Source organism: Paenibacillus sp. N119s, from assembly GCF_059447605.1.
The window spans coordinates 1-6846 of record NZ_JCAJRU010000255.1 but is presented as its reverse complement, the minus strand read 5'-3'; the positions used below and the strand labels follow the sequence as shown (position 1 = coordinate 6846).

The 6846-nt window shown below is 44.9% G+C and carries 7 protein-coding genes; all 7 read right to left on the bottom strand.

The features are described 5' to 3' along the window. A partial coding sequence (gene arfA, locus AC5V8P_RS21875) for an arabinosylfuranosidase ArfA (protein WP_495473859.1) occupies positions 1-1255 on the bottom strand: 1255 nt, incomplete at its 3' end. A 328-nt stretch (positions 1256-1583) separates the two neighbouring features. Further along, positions 1584-2366, bottom strand: coding sequence for a hypothetical protein (locus AC5V8P_RS21870; RefSeq protein ID WP_064795647.1), 783 nt, complete (start codon positions 2364-2366; stop codon positions 1584-1586). A gap of 180 nt (positions 2367-2546) precedes the next feature. Next, a complete protein-coding gene (locus AC5V8P_RS21865; RefSeq protein WP_495473858.1) occupies positions 2547-3371 on the bottom strand; it encodes a sulfatase-like hydrolase/transferase in 825 nt (274 codons plus the stop codon). Next, the gene (locus tag AC5V8P_RS21860; protein ID WP_495473857.1) at positions 3328-3714 is read right to left on the bottom strand and encodes a sulfatase-like hydrolase/transferase; all 387 of its coding nucleotides are present in this window, start codon (positions 3712-3714) and stop codon (positions 3328-3330) included. The genes AC5V8P_RS21865 and AC5V8P_RS21860 overlap by 44 nt, the downstream gene beginning before the upstream one ends. 134 nt (positions 3715-3848) lie before the next feature. Beyond that, entirely contained in the window at positions 3849-4703 is an 855-nt protein-coding gene (locus AC5V8P_RS21855; RefSeq protein WP_063206929.1) for a carbohydrate ABC transporter permease, read from the bottom strand. 18 nt (positions 4704-4721) lie between these two features. After that, the gene (locus AC5V8P_RS21850) at positions 4722-5606 is read right to left on the bottom strand and encodes a carbohydrate ABC transporter permease (RefSeq protein WP_063206926.1); all 885 of its coding nucleotides are present in this window, start codon (positions 5604-5606) and stop codon (positions 4722-4724) included. A gap of 36 nt (positions 5607-5642) precedes the next feature. Continuing rightward, positions 5643-6846 (bottom strand): sugar ABC transporter substrate-binding protein (locus AC5V8P_RS21845; RefSeq protein WP_495473856.1); only part of this gene is annotated, 1204 nt, incomplete at its 5' end.

The following is a 6846-nucleotide window of genomic DNA, read 5'->3' as shown; positions in this document are numbered from 1 at the left end:
CCTCTTCATCATAAACCACAGCGCTATCCAGATAAGGAATGTCCGTAAAGTCCTTGGAATCGTATTTTTCGGAATCCACTACAGGCATCAGCGATACCCCACGACCATAACGGGAAGCATGCAGATACGGATAGAAGATTGTTTGTTTCCACGCTTTTCCGTTATTTTCAGTCATGATTGGCGCAATAACGTTGACTAGTTGAGCCATACAAGCCATTTTCACACGATCTGCGTGACGCAAGAACGTAATCAACATGCTGCCAACCAACAATGCATCTTCAAAGTTGTAAATATCCTCAAGCTGCGGTGGCGCCACAGACCATGGATCGATTTTTTTGTCTGCATCGTTGGAGTGGTACCACACATTCCATTCGTCAAAGCTGAGCATCATTTTTTTCTTGCTGCGTTTCTTCGCTTTGATATAATCACAAGTCGAAATGACGGTTTGAATAAAATGATCCATGTCCATAGAACGTGCCAGATAATTAGCCGTATCATTGTCATGGTTGCCGTAGTATTGGTGGAGAGAAATATAGTCAGCCACCTCATACGTATGATCCAGTGTCGTTGCCTCCCATTCCGGGAACGTCGGCATTGTAGAGCTGGAGCTTCCACAGGATACAAGCTCAATGTCAGGATCAATCAGCCTCATGGCTTTTGCCGATTCTACAGCCAGACGACCATATTCCACTGCTGTCTTGTGACCAATCTGCCACGGACCGTCCATCTCATTGCCAAGACACCAGGTTTTAATCTTATGGGGTTGCTCTACACCGTGACTACGGCGTAAATCACTCCAATAGGAGCCTCCTGGATGATTGCAATATTCCACCAGATTACGTGCCGCATCAATTCCACGCGTACCCAGATTCACCGCCATCATCACTTCGGAGCCAACATCCTTGGCCCATTTAAAAAATTCATTTGTTCCTACTTCATTCGGCTCCACTGTTCTCCACGCCAGCTCCAACTGTCTAGGTCTGGATGCGACCGGGCCGACACCATCCTCCCAATTGTAACCGGATACAAAATTACCGCCCGGATAGCGTATAATAGGAACATCCAGCTCTTTTACCAGCTCTTTAACATCATTACGGAAACCGCTTTCATCACTAGTCGAATGAGTAGGCTCATAAATACCACCATATACAGCACGTCCGAGATGCTCTACAAAAGAACCATAAATGCGTTTATCGACTTCAGCAATACGAAAAGATTTGTCTACAATCATCTTTGCTTTTACAGCTGCTGCCACCTAAACCATCCTCTCTGAATGCGAAATAAGATCTGTTGTACTTTAAGCTAATAAGCCGTTTAATTACGGTTCCAGCATAACACACCGTAATTACCATGGTCAACATTATCATTAAATACTTAATGTATATATTACGCAACCAATGATAAAAGATAAGCATTTGGTTACGTTTTCTAAATATTTTTTTAACAGACCTATTGAACAAATAACTTTCTTTGCTTGATAGTAATAATAGATTGCGTTGAGCGGAGGGCCCCTAAAAACGATAGCTCGTAGGGGGGCCCTCCTAATTAGTGCGTACTATGGCACTATGCGCAAAATAACCGGCTCAGACTGCAATATTTACCTTCGTGCCCGCAGTCTTCGTCTCTTTATTAGCCGAATCCTGATAGGCATTGATTTCTTGTTCAGTCCACACTCTGCCAGCCTCTGGATTTGCCTCCTTCTCACCCTTTGGCTGATCCTGTTCTGTAATCGACGGTGCATTATTCACTGCTTCACTGATGCGCTCATTGATATTCGCGGCAATCGCCATAATTTTACCATCAAGACCTTCTGCCTTCTCACGCAAAGCAGTTGATCTTGAGGGGTTAGTGTTTTCCCAACCTTTAGCTTCGCTTTCTAATGTGATTTGTACCATTTTAGCTATGTTGGTATTCTTCAATTCATTGTGTGCAGATACTATACCATGCATGGTATAGGCGATTAGATTTTGCCTTTGCTCCTCTGCTGTCTTGGGCATATATTGTTCCCTTTTACCTTCCTGAGCCTCCTTTTTGTTGTCCTCATCCATGCCTAAAGCCTTTTTCTGTTCCTTTAGCGACTGCTTTTGAATGTTCTCATCAATTTGCTGAATCTGCTTATCGATCTCTTCCATTTCAGCCTTTACAGCTTCTGGACCAAGACCACGCTTGAGGGCATTACTTACATAGTCTGAACGCCTTTCCATTAAACTTTGCTTTTGCTCTGTTAATTGTTGAATAATCTTGTTTTGCGGCTTGGCTATACTCTTTCTTTCAGACTGAGCGGAAAGTGGATGCCGTATTTCAAGTCGGTTGTTATCTGCGGTGCGGAACGGCGATTGGTGAGATGATGTAAAAGATACATTCATCCTAAAACCTCCAATTTTCTTCTAATAAGTGATTCTAGAGGTATATCGGATTCTTTTGTATGTTTTTGTATGTTTTATCATCATTTTCACAAATCCTTCATTCCTTTTCCACTGCCAAGCAGTCCTTTACCGTCTCGTATAAGCGGACCCCTCTTTCAAAGAGAAGCTCCGCTATTATGTTCACCAAACACCTGATTGAGCAGGATATAAACGCTTGTGCCTACGTTGTTCTTCCAGTAAGTATATCATCTGTTGGTGAACGCTTCTGGTCTGCTGTGTTGCGTAAGCGGGGTGGACAAGATTGCATGTTTCCATAGGATCATTGGTTAAGTTATACAATTCATATTCGTCATGATCTGGTTGTGTTTTGATCTGTGTAGTCCAGTAAGCGTATTGGTCACCTATAGGATTGCCCACAGGCTGCATAGTAACATCCTTCACTCCTGGTTGGCTCCAAAATTGAGTATTGTCAAAGTAGCGGCTAAACTTCCATAATTCCTTCACACTACTTGTTTGCAGAGTCGCGATGACCGTCTCGACATGATTGGGCTGAATAACAGACGGATATGCCTTTCCTAATATATTTATCTGCCGCTGACCCCGGGTAATATCATCGTCGGTCATAAAATAAACCGGTCGGTCAACCATTTGACCTTGGCTTTGCCCTCGGATCACTGGAGCAAGATCATTCCCCACCAAAGCACGAGCTTCGGTAAAGCTGTTTTGCAAGCGCCGCTGGACCGAAGTAATATCTACATTCGCCAGTCCAAGCATAGTAGGCAGAAGATCTACATGGTTTGTGAGTGAATATTCACTTTTATACTGAGGGAACAGGTGCCTGTTATGGATGACTAATGGTACATGTACAATCTCTTCGTAGGCACAATAAAATTTTTGATGGAGGTTGCCGTGAGCACTCAGCAAATCTCCGTGATCGGATGTAAAAATAACAATTGTATTATCATAAAAGGATGAACGGGCCAGCGCTTTGGTATCCTGCTGCACGAAAGTAATCGCCCATGGTGGGCACTGTATTTCTATCCAACCAGAACATATCGGAGTCGAAAGGTCCCTTGGCTACTCCGTCCGTCTGAGTGACCCCATGGAGTGATGGATAATGGCCAGTAAACAAGGTTGTTCTGCTGGGGCTACACGCAGCGCTTCCTATATAATGCCTGCGAAACTCCAGCCCGTGAGACCTCAAGAGCCCTTGGGTAATCAGATTTTGTCTGCTCCATTCTTGGATTTCCGGGTTTTCATAAACCGCAGGATACCGTTCCTCATCCACAAGGAGTATAAGAAAATTAGGCTGTTCAAGCAGTCTGGATAAAGATGAGCTATCGTTCATGGAACACACATCCTAGGTTGGTTTTTACCTTAAAGATATGTTATAAAACCGTGAAACAGTCATTTGGAATGATAAACAAATAAAACGGCGGAGTCCCTCTTTAATTAGAAGGGAAACACCGCCGTAAAGCACTATTATTTAATACCCGAAATCGTATAATTCTCGATAATATACTTTTGAAAAATAATGAAGATGATCATGATCGGAACGACCATAAAGGTCGAGCCCGCCATTTGCAGGGCAAATTGGCTTTCGTTCTGTCCCTTGAGCAGGGACAAACCTACGGACAAGGTGTACAACTTTTCATCGTTTGCAATAATGAGCGGCCATAAGAAGCTGTTCCATCCGCCGATAAAGGTCAGGATAGCTTGCACTGCGATAATTGGCGTCGAGATGGGCAGCACGATTTGTAAAAAAGTGCGGAACTCCCCTGCTCCATCCAGACGTGTCGCCTCCAGCAGTTCATCCGGGATATCGGACATGAACTGCCGGAAGAGGAAGATTGCGAACGCGCCTACCAATCCAGGAAGGACAATCCCCAGCATAGAATTGGTCAACCCCATCTGGTTTAGAATCAAATAGACGGGAATCATCGTCACTTGGCCTGGAATCATCATGGTTGCCAGTACCAGATAGAACAGGAAACCTTTGCCTTTAAACTGGAATTTGGCAAAACCATAACCTGCCATGGCGTTAAGGAATAGTCCGAAGAAGGAAGCTAGAACAATGATTAGTGTATTCGTCAGATAGGTTCCAAACGCCATGCTATCAAATAGGATTTTAAAATTATCCAGAGTAAAATGCTCCGGCCAGATGGTTGGAGGGATTTTGGTTACCTCCCCCTCTGTCTTAAAGGAGGATAAAATCATCCACGCAAAAGGCAGCACCATCAACAGACCTCCCACAGTCAGGAGAATCGCCACGAACCATTGAAATGTTTTTTCACCACTGCGCGTATTGGCGCGGGCTTGCTGAACAGCTGTTTTCACGTTCATCACCTCTCTCTATCAGGACTCCGCTTTATTTTGCAAACGGAACTGGATCAGCGTTACCGCGATGATCGCAAAGAACAGAATGAACGATCCCGCCGCGGCATACCCGAATTTACTAAATTGGAAGCCGTTATTGTAAATGAACAAGGATGCCGTCAGCGTGCCGTCCAGCGGTTTCCCTTTGGTCATGACAAAAGGTTCCTCGAAAAATTGCAGCCAGCCAATCATCGTCGTGATGGACACGAAGAAAATAGCGTAACGAAGCTGCGGAAGCGTAATATAACGAATTTGCTGCCATGTATTGGCCCCATCAAGCTGGGCTGCTTCATAATAAGAGCCGGGAATTCCCTTAATAGCAGCAATAAAGATGATCATGTTTAAGCCGATACCCCGCCAAACCGCTAACACAATCAGCGAAATTTTCGCTACTGTTGGATCGGTCAGCCATGGGACGGGACCCAAGTTCACCAGACCAAGTACGTAATTGAATAATCCAAGCGTCGGATTATACAGATAGCTCCAGACGACTGCGACCGCAACCACATTCGTTACAGACGGCAGATAGAACACGACGCGGAATACCTTAAAAGCACGTGATTTACCCATGTTAATCAGGATCGCAATGCTGAGTGAAAATATCAGCACTAGCGGAACACCGATGATGACGAAAAATAGCGTATTCCCAATCGACTTCAAAAAAGAAGGGTCCAAAAGCACGTTCGTGTAATTTTCCAAACCTATAAAGCGAATGCTATCAAAATTAACGAGTCCAGACAGATCCATATCCGTGAAGCTGATCACAAGCGCCAGTAATATCGGCAATAGCGAAAACAGCGTTAGCAGGATGATGGAGGGACCGATAAACAAGTATGGCGCAAGTTTCTGCGAGCTTCCTTTCATGCCTTCACTCCCTTTGACAATGACAGATACGGATCATTATTTTTTCATAATACTTGCAGCCTGCTGATTAAAGTCATCCATTTCCTTCTGTACATCGGCATGACCGCGGTAAATACGCTCGAAGCTCTTGATGAATTGTTGGGAAACCTCTTCCCATGCAGCCAGTTGCGGCAATGCTGCGGAATGATCCAGCTGTTTGCGAATCGTCAGAAGCATCGGATCACTCTTCAGCTTGGCATCTTCCCATGATTTAGTAGTCGCAGGCAAGTTACTGGATAGATCCATCCATTTCAGCTGTGTTTCTGGTTTGCTCATGTAAGCCAGGAATTTAGCCGACTCCTCTGGGTGTTTGCTGAATTTCATAATGGAAAGGTTGGCTCCACCCAAAACGGACAGGTTGTTTACTTTGCCAGGAAGCTCCGCTATATTCCACTTACCTTCCAGTTCTGGTGCCTTGCTCTTGATCTCTTTAATCATAAAAGGACCGCTGATAAACATGGGAACGATCCCCTCGCCTTGCAAACCTTGAACGGAGTCAATTCCAATATCCACTGCATTAGATCCATTTTGGAAAAAGCTATTCACATACTTTACAGCATCTACAAATGGTGGTTGGTTGAACAACGGATTGCCCTGCTCGTCAACCAGTTTGGAGCCGTTCTGGAGCGCAAACATAAAGCCCATAGACTGCTCCTTAGCACTAAAGGAGATACCGTACTTGCCTTTCCCCCGAGCCGCCAGCTTTTGCGCAGCATCGGAAAGTTCTTCCCACGTTTTTGGCGCTTCATTGTATCCCACTTGTTTCAATAGATCGGAACGATAGAATAAAACTCGCGTTTCAGTGTACCAAGGTACGGCGACCGGTTTACCTTCAAATTGAGTCGTACTCACAGCGCCCTTGAAGAAATTTTTCGATTCAAGCTCAGGGTATTTGCTGATGTAAGGCGTGATATCTGTTAATGCACCCGCAGATGCTAATTCCGGCACCCATGACGTACCTAACTGAACAACATCCGGGCCGGATTTTGATGCAACCGCTGTGAGCAATTTGTCGTGAGCGTTATCCCACGGCAACGCCTGTACATCAACATGAATATCCGGATTTTCTTTCTCAAAATCTTTTACGATTTCAGGCAGCAGCTTTCCTTCCGCTCCCATGCCCCATAAGGTGATGGTGGTCTTGCCATTCGCATCTTTGCCGGATGAATCATCCTTGGATGAACAGCCTACCAGCGCGCCT

Coding starts and splice junctions, on each gene's coding strand:
- AC5V8P_RS21870 (WP_064795647.1), bottom strand. CDS start 2,366: ATGAATGTATCTTTTACATCATCTCACCAATCGCCGTTCCGCACCGCA.
- AC5V8P_RS21850 (WP_063206926.1), bottom strand. CDS start 5,606: ATGAAAGGAAGCTCGCAGAAACTTGCGCCATACTTGTTTATCGGTCCC.
- AC5V8P_RS21860 (WP_495473857.1), bottom strand. CDS start 3,714: ATGAACGATAGCTCATCTTTATCCAGACTGCTTGAACAGCCTAATTTT.